The sequence below is a fragment of the Marinobacterium aestuariivivens genome (genome assembly GCF_042661465.1).
Taxonomy (GTDB): domain Bacteria; phylum Pseudomonadota; class Gammaproteobacteria; order Pseudomonadales; family Balneatricaceae; genus Marinobacterium_A; species Marinobacterium_A aestuariivivens.
On sequence record NZ_JBHSWE010000001.1, the window covers coordinates 1551668 to 1565979 of the forward strand.

Annotated in this window: 14 protein-coding genes and 1 pseudogene; 6 read left to right on the forward strand and 9 right to left on the reverse strand. The window is 64.4% G+C overall.

The window, feature by feature from the left end; genetic code table 11:
• Nucleotides 1-24: 24 nt before the first annotated feature.
• Both ACFQDL_RS08115 and ACFQDL_RS08120 read right to left on the reverse strand, forming a co-directional pair.
• Nucleotides 25-465 carry an LPP20 family lipoprotein gene (locus tag ACFQDL_RS08115; protein ID WP_379908566.1) on the reverse strand — a complete coding sequence of 147 codons (441 nt, stop codon included), beginning with the start codon at nt 463-465 and terminating at the stop codon, nt 25-27.
• Entirely contained in the window at nt 465-1169 is a 705-nt protein-coding gene (locus tag ACFQDL_RS08120) for a FlgO family outer membrane protein (protein ID WP_379908567.1), read from the reverse strand. The genes ACFQDL_RS08115 and ACFQDL_RS08120 overlap by 1 nt, the downstream gene beginning before the upstream one ends.
• Nucleotides 1170-1352: 183 nt before the next feature.
• Between ACFQDL_RS08120 and ACFQDL_RS08125 the strand changes: the two genes are divergently transcribed.
• A complete protein-coding gene (locus ACFQDL_RS08125; protein WP_379908568.1) occupies nt 1353-2558 on the forward strand; it encodes a flagellar assembly protein T N-terminal domain-containing protein in 1206 nt (401 codons plus the stop codon).
• A gap of 167 nt (nt 2559-2725) precedes the next feature.
• On the forward strand, nt 2726-2926 hold the full coding sequence (locus ACFQDL_RS08130; RefSeq protein WP_379908569.1) for a hypothetical protein: 201 nt from the start codon (nt 2726-2728) through the stop codon (nt 2924-2926).
• A gap of 75 nt (nt 2927-3001) precedes the next feature.
• Here ACFQDL_RS08130 and ACFQDL_RS08135 read toward each other — a convergent pair whose 3' ends face one another.
• The gene (locus tag ACFQDL_RS08135; protein WP_379908570.1) at nt 3002-3658 is read right to left on the reverse strand and encodes a YiaD family glycine zipper/OmpA-like lipoprotein; all 657 of its coding nucleotides are present in this window, start codon (nt 3656-3658) and stop codon (nt 3002-3004) included.
• Nucleotides 3659-3937: 279 nt separating this feature from the next.
• On the opposite strand from ACFQDL_RS08135, the gene ACFQDL_RS08140 reads away from it, so the two are divergent.
• Both ACFQDL_RS08140 and ACFQDL_RS08145 read left to right on the forward strand, forming a co-directional pair.
• Nucleotides 3938-5848 (forward strand): beta-ketoacyl synthase, encoded by a 1911-nt coding sequence (locus ACFQDL_RS08140; RefSeq protein WP_379908571.1) that lies wholly within the window; start codon nt 3938-3940, stop codon nt 5846-5848.
• A 22-nt stretch (nt 5849-5870) separates the two neighbouring features.
• Nucleotides 5871-6257 carry a hypothetical protein gene (locus tag ACFQDL_RS08145; RefSeq protein WP_379908572.1) on the forward strand — a complete coding sequence of 129 codons (387 nt, stop codon included), beginning with the start codon at nt 5871-5873 and terminating at the stop codon, nt 6255-6257.
• A gap of 80 nt (nt 6258-6337) precedes the next feature.
• Here the strand turns inward: ACFQDL_RS08145 and ACFQDL_RS08150 are convergent, their stop codons facing one another.
• The 3 genes and pseudogenes from ACFQDL_RS08150 to ACFQDL_RS08160 form a co-directional block, all read right to left on the reverse strand.
• Nucleotides 6338-7123, reverse strand: a complete 786-nt coding sequence (locus ACFQDL_RS08150) for a TatD family hydrolase (protein ID WP_379908573.1) — start codon at nt 7121-7123, stop codon at nt 6338-6340.
• Nucleotides 7124-7271: 148 nt separating this feature from the next.
• A pseudogene (locus ACFQDL_RS08155) lies at nt 7272-8857 on the reverse strand (peptide chain release factor 3).
• A gap of 134 nt (nt 8858-8991) precedes the next feature.
• Nucleotides 8992-9690 (reverse strand): peptidoglycan-binding protein, encoded by a 699-nt coding sequence (locus tag ACFQDL_RS08160; RefSeq protein WP_379908574.1) that lies wholly within the window; start codon nt 9688-9690, stop codon nt 8992-8994.
• Between the two features lie 917 nt (nt 9691-10607).
• Here ACFQDL_RS08160 and ACFQDL_RS08165 point away from each other — a divergent pair.
• Together ACFQDL_RS08165 and ACFQDL_RS08170 are read left to right on the forward strand one after the other, a co-directional pair.
• Nucleotides 10608-11861 carry an ATP-binding protein gene (locus ACFQDL_RS08165; protein WP_379908575.1) on the forward strand — a complete coding sequence of 418 codons (1254 nt, stop codon included), beginning with the start codon at nt 10608-10610 and terminating at the stop codon, nt 11859-11861.
• A complete protein-coding gene (locus tag ACFQDL_RS08170; RefSeq protein WP_379908576.1) occupies nt 11854-12396 on the forward strand; it encodes a response regulator transcription factor in 543 nt (180 codons plus the stop codon). Before ACFQDL_RS08165 ends, ACFQDL_RS08170 begins: the two co-directional genes overlap by 8 nt.
• An 18-nt stretch (nt 12397-12414) precedes the next feature.
• Here the strand turns inward: ACFQDL_RS08170 and ACFQDL_RS08175 are convergent, their stop codons facing one another.
• The 3 genes from ACFQDL_RS08175 to ACFQDL_RS08185 are packed head-to-tail and all read right to left on the reverse strand — an operon-like array spanning nt 12415 to nt 14235.
• Nucleotides 12415-13083 (reverse strand): energy-coupling factor ABC transporter permease, encoded by a 669-nt coding sequence (locus ACFQDL_RS08175; protein ID WP_379908577.1) that lies wholly within the window; start codon nt 13081-13083, stop codon nt 12415-12417.
• Nucleotides 13080-13550, reverse strand: a complete 471-nt coding sequence (gene rimI, locus ACFQDL_RS08180; RefSeq protein ID WP_379908578.1) for a ribosomal protein S18-alanine N-acetyltransferase — start codon at nt 13548-13550, stop codon at nt 13080-13082. The genes ACFQDL_RS08175 and rimI overlap by 4 nt, the downstream gene beginning before the upstream one ends.
• A complete protein-coding gene (locus ACFQDL_RS08185; RefSeq protein ID WP_379908579.1) occupies nt 13543-14235 on the reverse strand; it encodes a hypothetical protein in 693 nt (230 codons plus the stop codon). Before ACFQDL_RS08185 ends, rimI begins: the two co-directional genes overlap by 8 nt.
• Between the last annotated feature and the right edge of the window lie 77 nt (nt 14236-14312).

The following is a 14312-nucleotide window of genomic DNA, read 5'->3' on the forward strand; positions in this document are numbered from 1 at the left end:
TAACGCGTCACCCGTAACCGGTCGTCATTCCACCCAGGCGCGCTGGACCTGGCTCAGGTCCAGCTCCAGGATCGTGGCGTAGGTGTCGTCCTGCACCGGATAGGTCTTGACCACGCGGGCGCCACGGACGATGCCGGCAACGGCCGCACGGAAGCGGTCGTTCTGCAGCACCAGGTCGCTGACCTGGGTCGTACCATAGATGTACTGGCCATGGACCACGGCGGCGAGTTCCTGGTAGGCGCGCAGCTTGGACGCGCGCATGGCCATCAGCATCCTGTGCTGCTCGCTCTGACCCGGCTGCAGACTGATCGGCGCATAGCCGGTCACGCTGATCAGATTGGCATTCTGGACAGGCGCAGCGACCTGCCCGGACAGCGCCGGTGACGCCGGCTGCAAGGCCTGACAGCCGGCCAGCAGCAACGTCATGGCGCAGAACAGACCTCGACCCGCGTTCCTCGCTTTCATCAGTGCCCCACCGCTCCGTTACGATTTTCGATGATCATGCCCTGACGCTGCGCCTGCAGCTGATCGTAACCGGGCGACGCGCCCTCGAGACGACCGTCCGGTACATGGGTCTGGGCACTGGCCAGCACCTGGCGGGTGGTGGTATCCAGCACCCGGGCATTGAGCACGATCCCCTGCGGATAGCGCGCATAGGTGCCGGTCAGCACGAAATAGATACGATAGCGGCTGTTCAGCAACGACAGCGACTGACGCGACAGTGCAGGCTTTTCAGTCGTATTGAGACTGACGGCCCGGTAGTCGACAAGATTGTAGCGCCCCTGCTGCAGCTGGTAGATGAGGTTTTCAGCAATGCGCTCGCCGACCGGGTTCGACAGCGGCACCTGCGCACGATCGAGGTCGGCAAAGGGCAGCACGGCCATCGGCAGGCGCTTGATGCGATGCTCCGCGAGCCCCGTCGCCAGTTGCTGGGCGAGCTGCGCCACCGCCTCGCTGAGCGGATCGACCGATGCCTCTTCCGCCACCCTGCTCAACGGCGCCGGGGCATTGTCGAGCGGGACGGCCTCGCCATCTGCCGGCACCGCGCCACGCAGCTGCTGCACGGCACCGTCGCCGAGGGACTCCAGCCGCACCGGCACCGGCTGCTGCGACTGCAGACTGCAGCCGGACAGCACCAGCAACAGGGCTCCCGCCAATACTCTCATCATCGCAATCCATCGTTGATTTGGAGCCAATCTACGCCAAGCGCTGCAAGGGTACAAGCCGCCGGACGGCCGCCATTTGCAAGACCCGCGAAAAAAGCTATAAGCTGCAAGCCTCAGGCTGCAAGCGGCAGGCGCCAGTCGTGCAGCTTGCCGCCTGCCCCTATAAATATCGGTCAGGAAGCCCAGATGTTTAGCGCCAAGTTCCGCCAGTTGCTGCACACCCTCGGACTCTGCCTGCTGCTCCTGCCCCCGGCCGCTCAGGCCCAGAGCGTCGTCGCCGAAGGGCGGGGCGCCATCATCGGCAACGACCTCGAATCCGCGCGCCGCGCCGCCATCCGCGACGCCACCGAGCAGGCTTCGCTGCAGGCCGCCGCCTATATCAGCGTCACCCAGCAGGTGACGGACGGCGTACTGGAGATCGACAACCTTCACCTGGGTGCACAGGGCAACGTCGGCAATATCCAGTTGCTGGACGAGAAACGCCAGGGCAACTGGCTGCTGGTGCGCATCCGTGCCGATATCGACACCGAGCCGGGCTGCGAGAAGAGTGCGGGACACGCCTACCGCAATCGCCTGGCGGTCACCAGTTTTCCGCTGCTGCAGCCGCAGCAGGCCAATTTGGGGCAACTCCACGGCATCGACACCCTTCTGCCCTCGCTGATCGCCCGCGAGCTGGCCCTCAACCCCGGCCTCCGGTCGGCGGATGCCAGCCGCACGCGGATCATCCAGGATCCGGCCACCGCACCGACCCGCCGCTTGCCCGACGGAAGCCTTGACGAGCTGGTATCGGTGCAGGGTCAACCAGGCGTGCAGTACCTGGTTTCCGGCGTCATCCGCGACCTGTCCATGCAGCACCCGGAACTGCACGGCGAGCAGAACCTGCTGAAACACTGGTACAACCGTGCCCGGAAACAGGACGAGCGTTACCTGCGCACCCTGGCCCTGGAGCTCTATGTCCACGACGCCCTGACCGGCGCACTGCTGTTCCGTCAGCAGTATCGCACCGAAGGTCTCTGGAGCCTGCCGCCCGAGCAGGCCACCGGCTTTGCCACCGCCGCTTTCTGGCAGCAGGATTTTGGGCTCAAGACCCGAGCCCTGCTCGACAGCATCGGCCTGGAGCTGGGCGAAGAGCTCAGCTGCCTGCCGTTCCGGGCCAGAATCCTGAAGGTCGAGCAGGACCGTGTCTGGTTCAACGCCGGCGAGGATGCCGGCATCGCGCGCGGCGACCGGCTCAGCCTTTACCGCCTCGACAACCGCTTCGGCCCGAGGCTCGACAACAGTCGCACAACGCTGGTCGTCGACGATATTCAGGCCGGCACCGCCAGCGGCACCTTTTCCGGCAGCGCAGAGCAGTTCAATATCCAGGTAGGCGATATCGTGATGGCACAGTAAGCGTTAAGCGTTAAGCATTGGATAGCATCCGCCTCACGCCTCACGCCTCACGCCTCACGCCTCACGATAATATTCTGTCGGTCGCTGATCGCCGACAATAGGAGGCCGGCCGCTTTTTCCCTATACTAGGCGGCTTTAGCCATTACGGATTCAGGGTGTTAGACAAGATGCAACAGAGCGAAATGTTCGCGTTACTGGAACGCAAGATCGAAGAGATGCTGGAAGAGGTCGAACTGCTGCGCATGGAAGTCGCCGAACTGCGCGATGCCAAGGCCGCCCTGGAGTCCGACAAGGAAGAATCCGTACGCCGCCTGCAGTCGCTGCTGGCCCGCTTCGACGAAGCCCGGGATCAGCAGTCGGCGGCCTGATACGCAGGGTGCAATCTGTGATCCAAACGCAAAAGCCCGGCATCTGCCGGGCTTTTGCGTTTACCACTGGCCGAATCAGCCGGCGGTGCCGCGGATATAGACCTCTACGCGGCGGTTCTGCGCACGGCCGGCAGCGGTATTGTTGTCGGCCACCGGATAGCGCGGGCCGTAACCCTGGGTGCTGATGCGCATCTGGGCAATGCCGCGACCAGCGAGATAGCTGGCGACACTGGCGGCGCGCTGCTCCGACAGAGACTGGTTGAATTCGAACGAACCCGTGCTGTCGGTATAGCCGTTCACGCCGATGGCGCTGTCCTTGAATTTCTGCAGCACCAGCGCCACATCGTCCAGCACCGGGTAGAAACCGGGGTCGAGCTGGGCGCTGCCGGTCTGGAAGGTGACATTGCCCGGCATCACCAGCCGGATATCGTCGCCGACACGCTCGACGCCGACACCGGTACCGTCAAGGCGCTGACGCAACTCCATTTCCTGCTTGTCCATATAGGCGCCAATGCCTCCACCGACGGCACCGCCGATCAGGGCGCCGGCCAGAGCGCCCCGGCCACGATCACCGTCGGCGACGGCCGCTCCCAGCAGCGCACCGGTAACGGCACCTATACCCGCGCCCTTGGTCGCCTGCGAAGTCTTCTCTTCACGGGTGTAGGGATCCATGGTGGTGCAGCCGGCCAGTACCGTCATCGCCACCGCAAGGGTAAACGTCTTCTTCATCATTGAATTTTCCACTCCAGCTTCAACACGCCCACAGGGCGAATCAATTTCATTGTATCGCGACAATCTGAACCGGCACTGAAGGCCTCGCCCCGCCCGCTTTCACCACACTTTAGCATAGGCGCTGAGCGCCGGGTGACAACCGCCGGGACGGTAAATAATCCGGAGCAGGCCGGCCGGAGGCATTACCGCTAGTCAGTCCCCCGAACAACCGATAAAATGGGGCGGCTCGAACAAGTCCTCTTTTAAAATCCAGTGTCCGTTCCATCCGAGGAGTCCCCATTGTCTCAGCTGCCTGTCATCGTCGGTTTTGGTGGAATCAATCCGGCCGGTAGAGCCTCATCGCACCACGCCTATCGCCGCCTGATTCTCGACCGGCTCGATGCCGACAGCCGCCGTCAGACACTGCTGAGCCTGGCGACCCTGATGAACCTCGCAAGCTATGACGACGGCAACTACTTCAATGCCGCCGGCGAACAGCTCCCACTGGACGACCTGTTGCTGCAGATTGGCCAGCAGATCTGCGACAACACCCTGATACGCCACATCCACCCCGACTGGTTCGACGTCCGGGCGGTGATGTTCAACCGCCCGGCCGAAGTCGAAGGCGAGGACAACCAGCTGCGTTTCCTGCTGCGCCGACGCCATCTGCCGCGGCAGATTCCGGCCAACTGGAAGGTCCGCGACCTATCCGGCAACCAGGTCGAAGTCACCGTCACCGGCCGTTGCGAGATTATTTTTCCCGACACCAAGATCGCCCAGGTCCAGTCCGCGGGCATGCTGCCGACCGGTTTCGAACCCGGCAAGCTCTACCAGTCGCGCAACCATCCGCGCAATCTGCAGATGACCGTTTATGCCGCATCCGACGCCCTGCATTCCAGCGGTATTCCATTCGAGCGCATTCTGGACCGGGTGCGCCCCGACCAGGTCGGCGTCTATGCCAGCAACTCGATCGGCCAGCTCGACGATTTCGGCTTCGGTGGCCTGACCAAGTTCCCGGCACTGGGCAAGCGCACCACCTCCAAGCAGATGCCGCTGGGCTATGCCCAGATGCCGGCAGACTTCGTCAATGCCTATGTCCTGGGGAATGTCGGCGTCACCGGCGGCGCACTGGGTGCCTGCGCCACCTTCCTGTACAACCTGCGCAATGCGGTCAACGATATCCGCAACGGCGTGCGCAAGGTGGTGCTGGTCGGCGGCAGCGATGCCCCGGTCACACCGGAGATCATCGAGGGTTTCCGCGCCATGGGCGCCCTCGCCGAAGACAAGGACCTGCTGGCGCTGGACGGTCTCACCGAGCTCGGTGACGACGATTATCGCCGCGCCTGCCGGCCGTTCGGCAACAACTGCGGCTTCACCATCGGCGAGTCGAGCCAGTTCGTGCTGCTGATGAGCGACGACCTGGCGCTGGAACTGGGCGCGCAGATCTTCGGCGCCGTACCCGACGTCTTCGTCAATGCCGACGGCCACAAGAAGTCGATCTCGGCGCCGGGCATCGGCAACTACCTCTGCCTCGGCAAGGCCGCCGGCCTGATCCGCTCGATGCTGGGCGACGAGGCGCTGCGCCAGCGCAGCTTTGTCCAGGCCCACGGCACCAGCACGCCGCAGAACCGGGTGACCGAGTCCCACGTCATCAATGAAATCGCCCGGGCCTTCGGCATCCACTCATGGCCGGTGGCGGCGATCAAGTCCTATCTCGGCCACTCCCAGGGCACCGCCGGCGGCGACCAGCTCAGCCTGTCACTCGGCACCTGGCAGTACGGCTACATTCCCGGCATTCTGACGACGCCGGAAATCGCCTCCGATGTCCACGGCAGCAACCTGCTGTTCCCGCTGGATCATCTGGAAGTCGGCGTGGACGGCATCGATGCCGTGCTGCTGAACTCCAAGGGCTTCGGCGGCAACAACGCCAGCGCGCCCCTGCTGTCGCCGCGGGTCACGGAACAGCTGCTGGGCCGCCGTCACGGCATCCGGGCCATGGACACCTGGCGTGAACGCCGCGAAAGCGCCGTCGAGACCGCAGGGGCTTACGACGACGCCTGCAGCAAGGGCCAGACACGCCCGACCTACCTCTACGATCACGCGGTACTGGAGGGAAGCGACCTGCATATCAGCGCCGAAGAGATCCGACTGCCGGGCTACGCAAACCCGGTCAGCCTGGTCGAGGACAACCCTTTCAAGGACATGTGTTGAACCACAGGATTCAGGAAGACCGATGAGAACAGCAGCCCCTATCGCCGCCCTTGTTGCCCTGACGCTCGGCGGCTGCGCGCAGCTCGAGCGCCCGACCGAGGATTACTACACCCTCGACAGCCGCTACCTGCTGATGTGCCGCGGCACCACCAATCACTGTCAGGAGCTGTCGCTGGTCGCATCCGGCATCAACAGGGTCGACCCGATCGAGGACGCCTACGGTCAGCAGGTGCGCGGCCCCAACTATCCCCTGAGCCTGGCACGCATGCTGCTGAAACCGGCGGACGGCAGTTACAGCCCGAAACCGCTGGATGACAGCAACCGCTATTATATCCTGCCGGTCAACAGCAAGACCGATACGGTCTGGGATACCCTGGACGATATCCACAGCTGGATCTATGAAGATTGATTCGTAGGAGCCGCGCCCCCGCGGCGAAAGACGTTTGCACCTGCGGTATTCGCGGCGAGGCGCCGCTCCGACAGGATTCATCAGGCGATATTCAGCGCTAAAACCTCGTGCACATTGGCGGTGGTCTGGCGGGCGATCTGCTCCGGCGCCTCGCTTCGAAGACTGCACAGCACCTCGAAGACATCCCTGATCCGCTGCGGCCGGTTGGGCTCGTCGCGCCAGTCCGACAACGGCATATCCGGGGCGTCGGTCTCGAGCACCAGCGATTCCAGCGGCAGCGAGGCGGCAAGACGACGCAGCTTCGTCGCCCGGTCATAGCTGATGGCGCCGCCGAACCCCAGCCGGAACCCCAGTTCGATATATTGCCGCGCCTGCTGCCCGCTGCCGGAAAAGGCGTGTACGATGCCGGCACGGCCGAGCCGCGCCCGGCGCAGGGTCTTGAGCATCCGGTCGTGGGCCTTGCGCACATGCAGCAGGACCGGCAGATCGAAGCGCGACGCCAGCGCCAGCTGCCCCTCGAGGTAGTACTGCTGAGACTCGGGGTCCGCATCGTCGATAAAGTAGTCCAGCCCGATCTCGCCGATGGCCCGGACCCCGCCGGCCGCCAACCGCGTTTCGAGCAGCTCGAGATGTTCCGGCCTGTGTTCGGAAAGAAAGCAGGGATGCAGCCCCAGAGCGGGATAGAGCGCCGGATCGCCGGCGCAGAACGCCAGCAACCGCGGCCAGTGTTGCGCGGTGACACCCGGCACCAGGATTTCCAGGACACCGACGGCCCGAGCCTCGGCCAGCGCCCGCTCGCGCCAGCCGTCGAAGGCGGGAAAGTCGAGATGGCAGTGGCTGTCGAAAAGATCGCTGGCAGGATCCATGACGCTCTCCGGATAATCGTAGGGTGGAATGAGCTCCGCAGGTGCGAATTCCACCGGTAGTATCAGACTACTGCGCAGTTTCTCACAACAAACCCTGGTCGAGCCTGACACCTGCGGTGGAATTCGCTACGCTCATTCCACCCTAGAGTCAATGCTCGCGCGTTGCACGGAACTGGACGTCCGGCCAGCGCTCTTCGGTCAGGCTCAGGTTGACGCGGGTCGGGGCCAGGTAAGTGAGCAGCCCGCCGCCGTCGATGGCAAGGTTGTCGTACGCCTTGCGCCGGAAGTCCTCGAGCATCTTGTTGTCCCGGCACTCGACCCAGCGTGCGGTCTGAACACTGACCCCCTCGTAGACGCAGTCGACCTTGTATTCGTCCTTGAGGCGATAGACGACGACGTCGAACTGCAGCTGACCGACTGCGCCGAGCACCAGGTCGTTATTCTTCAGCGGCTGGAACAGCTGCACCGCGCCCTCTTCGGACAGCTGCTGCAGCCCCTTTTGCAGCTGTTTCATCTTCAGCGGGTCCTTGGGCCTGACACGGCGGAACATCTCCGGTGCGAAGTGCGGGATGCCGGTGAACTTCATCACCTCGCCGGCGGTGAAGGTATCGCCGATCTGGATGGTGCCGTGGTTGTGCAGGCCGATGATATCGCCGGACCAGGCCTCCTCGACGTTTTCGCGGTCACCGGCGAGGAAGGTCACCGCATCGGCGATCTTCACATCCTTGCCGATGCGGGTATGGCGCATCTTCATGCCGCGCTCGTAGCGACCCGAGCAGATGCGCATGAAAGCGATACGGTCGCGGTGCTTGGGATCCATGTTCGCCTGGATCTTGAACACGAAGCCGCTGAAAGCCTCTTCGTCGGCCGCCACCGGCCGCTGGTCGGTCTGGCGCTCGCCCGGTGCCGGCGCCCACTCGACAAAGTCCTCGAGCATCTCGCGCACGCCGAAATTGCCAAGCGCGGTACCGAAGTAGACCGGCGTCAGCTTGCCGGCCATGAAGGCTTCCTGGTCCCACTGATGGGTCGCGCCACGGACCAGTTCCATCTCCTCGACAAAGTCCCCGTACTCGTCCCCCAGCAGCGCCCGCGCCTCATCGGTGTCGATACCGCGGATACGGATATCCTCGGACAGCACCGCGCCCTTGCCCGGCTGAAACACATGGATCTCGTCGTTATAGAGGTTGTAGACCCCTTGAACTCCTTGCCCATGCCGATCGGCCAGTTGATCGGCGCCGCCTCGATGCTCAGCACCTCTTCGATCTCGTCCAGCAGCTCGATCGGATCGCGGATATCGCGGTCCAGCTTGTTGACGAACGAGAAGATCGGCGTGTCCTGCAGGCGGCAGACCTCCATCAGCTTGATGGTCCGGTCCTCGACACCCTTGGCGCCGTCGACCACCATCAGCGCCGAATCGACCGCGGTCAGGGTGCGATAGGTGTCCTCGGAGAAATCCTCGTGCCCGGGGGTGTCGAGCAGGTTCACGGTGCGGCCGTTGTAGGGAAACTGCATGACCGAGGAGGTGATCGAGATACCGCGCTCCTGCTCCATGCCCATCCAGTCGGAGGTCGCATGGCGGTCGCTTTTCTTGCCCTTGACGGTCCCGGCGGTCTGAATCAGCTGGCCGAGCAGCAGCAGCTTCTCGGTAATGGTGGTCTTACCGGCGTCGGGGTGGGAGATGATCGCGAAGGTCCGTCGTTTCGACACTTCGCGCTGGATCGGGGCGTTAGACATCAATGGAAATCTTCTGTTGGTGCGCAAACCTGTCCGCAGCGCTGCAGGCCCCGCAAAAGGGGCAGCCGGCGGGCCTGTTCAACATGTTGGGCTGAATTGGCGCCTATTTTCCCTGATCCTGAGCTTATAAACAATCAAGGAGCCGGCGATCGATCCACCTCCAGATCAAGCTCGCGCAGGCTTTCGTAGGTCAGTGCACCCACGGCCAGGCCCTCGTCGACCTGGAAAGCGGTCAGCGCTTCAATCGTGCGACTGCCGACCAGGCCATCGATACGCCCCGGATAATAGCCCCTGTCGAACAGACCCCGCTGAACCTGCGTGACGAAGTCCCGAGTCAGGTCGGCATCGCAAACCACCCTGCGGGACACGATCCGCGGCTTCCCCTCGTAGCGTGTCACCCTCATCGCTTCAGTGACGGCCGGGACCTCCTCCAGGCGAAAAGATTCGGCACTGGCAAGGTTCTGGACCTCGACTTCTTCGGTCTCGGGCAGCACCTCGACCCTGACCGCCCGAGCCGGCTCGGCGACAACCCAGCGTTCAATTTTCCGGGTCTGCGCCGGTTCAATCACCACTCTTGTCCTCTCGGGACTGACCAGCGTCTTGCGAGAGACCGTTCTGGTTTTCGCCGGCACCTCGCTGGCGCAAAACGCCATCACGCCGACGCCCCGGGAAAAGCGCGTCCCCGACGTTTCGCAGGGCTCGATGGAGCCGCGCGCCTCTTCGACGACCAGGGTCACCTCTTCTTCCTCGTAGACAGCCGGCTCGATCTCATAGCGAAGCACCTCCGGGCGCACCACGACCTCCTCGACCACGCGCCGGTATCTGGCCGGCACGATGCGATAGGTTTCACCCCCTCCCGGCTCACGATAGTCTTGAGGCCGGCCCGCAGCTCCGCCGGTGACACCCTGACCCGGTGACTGGAATCCCGGATCAGGACATCGATGTTCTCCTGTACGGGTCGCGGCCGGACCGGCGCATAGACCCAGCATTGGCCGGGTTCAACACCGCCGACCGGATCAACGTCCTCCCCGGGACCGGAACTAACGGGCGGCGGCACCTTCGGCCCCTGAGTCGAATCGGGTACTTCCCGCTGCCGGGCGCCTTCACCTGCTTTTAGCTCAGCTCCGTACATCGGGACCGGACCAGCCTCGTCCTGAATGGCGACCCTCAAGGCGCCATTATTCTCCTCGACCGGCAGATATCCGCAACTGGTGGTGGACACCGCCGCCACGACAGCCAAAATCCTTTTCATCATTGCAAATCAGTCCTTGCAGATATAGACAGCCTTTGAACGCGCCCCTGGACGACAACGGCTTTCCAGCCGCTCGCTGACCGATGCAAAACCTCGCTTGACAGCGGACAGACAGATTACTGCAGGCTGGCACAGGCCGCGGAGCAGCCTCACCGAGGTGTCTTCGATAAGTAACAAGCACACAAAACTTTCCGCAAGGATGCATCATTCATCAGCCTCCGTCCAGAGACCGAACAGGGTGAAGCAAAACCGGGCAGCCGCTAAACACGGAGCATGCCCGGCCGCGCATCGACAACCCGCGGCGCCTCGGCCTCGAGATCGACGACGACCGTGCCCTGGCACATAGCCTGAGGATCGCCAATATCAACTCGGCCCTGTCGATCGCCCGGGGAACCGGGCTCCCACAACAGCCTTTGTCGCCTGAGGGAGCCCACTCCGTGGGCGAACTGACGGCTTCGGGATATACTGGGCGCCGTTCGGCACACCCGGGAGATCCGCTTGTACGGCAATCGACAGCAGCTGCTGCAACTGACCTATATCCGCACCTTTGCGCTATTCGGCCTCAGCGGCCTGCTGCTGTTCGCCGTCTACGGCCTGCGGACCGAAGTCGACAGCTGGCTGGCCAGTGCCACGCTGCTGGCGATGGCGCTGATCAACTTCGTCACCTATCGGCGGCTCAGCGCGCGCTGGCCGGTGACGGATCCGGAGCTGTTCATCCAGCTCAGCGCCGACGCGGTCCTCTACGGCGCCCTCTTCTACCAGACCGGCGGCGCCACCAACCCCTTTGTCTTCATGCTGCTGATCCCGCTGATCATCGCGGCAACGACGCTGCCCTGGCGCTACACCTGGCTCACCGCGGCACTGGTCGTCGCGATCTACGGTTCACTGCTGCTGCACCATATCCCGCTCTGGAATCCCCGGGATATCCACCAGCATCAACTGCCGGGGCTGTTCAATCTCCATGTCACCGCCATGTGGCTCAGCTTCCTGCTGACAGTGCTGATGATTGGCTGGTTCGTCGCCCGCATGCACGAGACGCTGCTGGCGCAGCAACGGCGGCTCGAACGCTCGCGACAGAAGCGGATCGAGGACCAGCAGCTGCTGGCGCTGGCCAACAGCGCCGCCGGCACCGCCCACGAACTCGGCACGCCGCTCGGCACCATGCAGGTGCTGCTGCGGGAAATGGAGCTCGAACATGGCGATGACGATCAGTTGCTGGACGATATCCGGCTTTTGCAGCAGCAGGTCGGCGTCTGCTCCCAGCGGCTGCGGGCCCTCGCGCACTCGGTGCGGGACGATCAGCTCCATGCCCGGATACAGCCCGCCGGAGAGCTGCTCGACGAGGTCATCGAACAGTGGCAGCTGATGCGCCCCGAGGTCACCTTCAGCCGCTCCCAGGCGCAAGGTCCCGCGCCCGGACTGCGCAGCCAGACCTCGCTGCGCCAGGCGCTGCTCAATCTGCTCAACAATGCCGCCGACGCCTGCCCGACGGATATCGAGATCAGGCTGGACTGGGACGCCGGCAATTGCTGGCTGCGCATCCGGGACCGGGGACCGGGGTTGCCGCTCGAGCGCAGCGAAGAGCTCGGCAAGCCGTTCGTCACCACCAAGGGACGGGGGCTCGGCATCGGGCTTTTCCTGACCACCAGCACCCTGGCGAGCCTCGATGGCGAGGTAAGACTCTACAACCATCCCGAGGGCGGCACCCTGACCGAAGTGCGCCTGCCGAGGAGCAAGCAATCCGATGACTGATACCGATCAGCCCCGCTTCCTGGTCGTCGACGACGACCCGACCTTTACAAGGGTACTGTCACGCGCCCTGACCAGGCGTGGCTACAGCGTCACCGTGGCCCGCAGCGCAGAGGAAGCCGGACGCCTGCTGGAGCAGTGGGTGCCGGACCTGGTCAGCGTGGATCTGAAGATGGAGGGCGCCTCCGGACTCAGGCTGATCCCGGTCTTGCGCGCAGCCAGCGCCGATATGCGCATCCTGGTGCTGACCGGCTATGCCAGCATCGTCACCGCGGTCGAGGCGATCAAACTCGGCGCCACGAACTATCTGCCCAAGCCGGCCGATGCCGACCAGATACTGGCCGCCCTGGCACAGAACGAGGGCGATGCCGACACCGAGGTCGAAGCCCAGCCGATGTCGGTCGACCGTCTCGAATGGGAGCATATCCAGAAGGTGCTGACCGAGCACGACGGCAATATCTCGGCCACCGCCCGGGCCCTTGGCATGCACCGGCGCACCCTGCAGCGCAAGCTGCTGAAAAGGCCGGTGAAGCGGTGACGCGTAACGCGTAACGGACTATTGTTCATCGATATAGGCGCGGGCATTGAAGGTGCGGATCCAGTCCGGATAGAACACCATCATGCCGGTCATCAGGATGCCGTTGAGCAACCCCTCGGGGAACATGATCAGCGGCAGCAGCATCACGTACTCGCGGTGTATGCGCTCCCAGGGATAGACGCCGTCGGCCCAGAGCAGCAGCCCCATCGACAGCCCCGAGACCGCCGCGGCGAAGCCGGCACCGACGAAGGCGCAGAGAAACAGGTAGACGAAGAAGTTCCGCGGCAGCTTCGCTTCCACCAGCCGCAGGACCAGATAGCTGGTCCAGGCCGGCAGCACGATCGAACAGAGGCCATTGACCGCAAACCCCTCCCAGCTCTCCTGACCGACCAGCGTCATTCCCAGCAACGCCAGCGTCGCCGAGATGACGGCCAGATCCCAGCCGAACATCAGTGTCAGCGTGGTCATGCCGAGAAAATGGATACCCAGGCCCGGTGATATTCCGGCCCTCAGGGTCCAGAGCAGCATCAGCGCCACGGTACTGCCAAACAGCAGGTGCTGCAGCTGTCGGTTGCCGAGCAGCACCTTCCAGGGCAGGCGCCAGAGCGCGAGCAACAGCGGCAGCGCGAAAAGAGGCAGAGCGCTCCAAAGCAGAAGCGGGCTCAGCAGGCCTTGCGAGATACTCATCGGGGACTTCCCGGCACCTGCGGTTGCGGCAACTGACAGCTCATCAGCAAGGCATCTTCGTGACCGCCCGCCAGCGGATAATAATTGGGCCGGCGGCCGTCCTCGCCGAACCCCAGCGTCCGGTACAGGGCGATGGCGGCCGCATTCGAAGCGCGCACTTCCAGCATCAGGCGTGATACGTCCTGCCGGGACAGCTCGATCATCCCCTGCTGCAACAGCTTTCGCGCCAGCCCCTGTCGGCGCCTTGACGGCAAAACCGCGACCTGAAGCAGTTCCGCCTCGTCGAACAGGCAGCTGAACAGCGCAAAACCGATCAGCGCATCCCCCTCGAACAGCCCGAGGCCGAAGCTGCCCGCCCCTTCAATCCGCTGGCGCAGCAGTGACTCGCTCCAGGGCGGTTCGATGCAGACCTGCAGCCGGCAAAGCGCCGCCAGGTCATCCGGCACCAGCCGGCGCCCGTCAGCCATCGGCCAGCTGACGGATCAGCGGCTGCAGATCGCGCCAGACCTCCCGCTTGCAGCCGGGAACCTGGAGCATCTCGCTGAGACTCGCCGTCGCCAGGGCCGGCAGTTGACTGCGCGGCCGGAACAGCACGCCGCGCATCCCCTCGCCGGTCTCGCGCGAACGCAGAACCAGTTGCGCCGCCGCTTCGCCGAGCAGCAGAACGAAACGGGCCGGGGATGGCTCGAGCAGGTGGTCGAGCTTGCGCTGGACCGCGGCTTCCGCCTGCTCACGCCCCTGATCCAGAGAGCGGCTGGTAAAGGCGGGCCAGGGCAGTATCTGGACCCCTGGGGCCTCGTCTGACGCCTGCCCCAGCGCCCGCACCAGGGCCATCGCCAGACGCTGGTGAGCCGCCGTCAGCCCGCCACGGGACTGGGGCGGCAGCGAATCGATCAACAGCGCGTCGCCCAGGCGCAGGAAAGCGAGCTTGAACTCGGGTATCGGCTGCGGTTCGATCGGCGCCAGCGGCACGGCGGGCGAGGCTTCGACAACCGCAACCGCTTCGACAGGCCGGGCCGGGGCCACGGGCCCGGCTTCCGGGGCCGGCGACGCCTGACTGCGGGGCTCGGACTCGGCACCAAGGCTGTCGAGCAACGCGGCACGGCCCGCGCCTGCCGGTTGAGAGGCCTTGCGCGGCGCCGGCGGTACCATGGAGGGGGCCGCTTCACCGGCGTCGGGGGCATCATCGACAAAATCGCCGTCGTCGAACGGGTCCGCCCCTGGCGGAA

Coding starts and splice junctions, on each gene's coding strand:
- ACFQDL_RS08170 (WP_379908576.1), top strand. CDS start 11,854: ATGACTGATACCGATCAGCCCCGCTTCCTGGTCGTCGACGACGACCCG.
- ACFQDL_RS08150 (WP_379908573.1), bottom strand. CDS start 7,123: ATGGATCCTGCCAGCGATCTTTTCGACAGCCACTGCCATCTCGACTTT.
- ACFQDL_RS08185 (WP_379908579.1), bottom strand. CDS start 14,235: ATGGTACCGCCGGCGCCGCGCAAGGCCTCTCAACCGGCAGGCGCGGGC.
- ACFQDL_RS08175 (WP_379908577.1), bottom strand. CDS start 13,083: ATGAGTATCTCGCAAGGCCTGCTGAGCCCGCTTCTGCTTTGGAGCGCT.
- rimI (WP_379908578.1), bottom strand. CDS start 13,550: ATGGCTGACGGGCGCCGGCTGGTGCCGGATGACCTGGCGGCGCTTTGC.
- ACFQDL_RS08135 (WP_379908570.1), bottom strand. CDS start 3,658: ATGATGAAGAAGACGTTTACCCTTGCGGTGGCGATGACGGTACTGGCC.
- ACFQDL_RS08120 (WP_379908567.1), bottom strand. CDS start 1,169: ATGATGAGAGTATTGGCGGGAGCCCTGTTGCTGGTGCTGTCCGGCTGC.
- ACFQDL_RS08115 (WP_379908566.1), bottom strand. CDS start 465: ATGAAAGCGAGGAACGCGGGTCGAGGTCTGTTCTGCGCCATGACGTTG.
- ACFQDL_RS08125 (WP_379908568.1), top strand. CDS start 1,353: ATGTTTAGCGCCAAGTTCCGCCAGTTGCTGCACACCCTCGGACTCTGC.
- ACFQDL_RS08130 (WP_379908569.1), top strand. CDS start 2,726: ATGCAACAGAGCGAAATGTTCGCGTTACTGGAACGCAAGATCGAAGAG.
- ACFQDL_RS08145 (WP_379908572.1), top strand. CDS start 5,871: ATGAGAACAGCAGCCCCTATCGCCGCCCTTGTTGCCCTGACGCTCGGC.